The organism is Lysinibacillus sp. RU7, assembly GCF_057837305.1.
In genome coordinates this window covers 1-286 of sequence record NZ_JBYQFK010000095.1, presented here as the reverse complement: position 1 = coordinate 286, position 286 = coordinate 1, and the positions used below count along the sequence as shown (strand labels likewise).

1 protein-coding gene is annotated in these 286 nt (G+C 62.6%); it reads left to right on the top strand.

The features are described from left to right. Window positions 1-136: 136 nt before the first annotated feature. Window positions 137-286 (top strand): ParA family protein (locus tag AC3II9_RS21670; RefSeq protein ID WP_489158745.1); only part of this gene is annotated, 150 nt, incomplete at its 3' end.

Genomic DNA, 286 nt, shown 5'->3' with positions numbered 1-286 from the left:
GACCTGCCACATCTGAGCGTCTGACGGCCCCGTCGTCCGAATATCGGGCGATAGGGACTTGATCGAAAACCGGCCGGCGGGGATATCTCCGCTGGCCTTTTTCTTGTGAGGTGAAGCCGGGAGGTCGAAGAACCACGTGGCCGCGATCGCGATCTACAGTCTGAAGGGGGGCGTGGGAAAGACCAGCATGGCGGTCAACCTCGCCTGGTGCGCGGCAAGTCTTTGTGCGCGCCGCACTTTATTATGGGATCTCGACCCCCAGGCCGCCTCGACCTGGTTGCTGGGC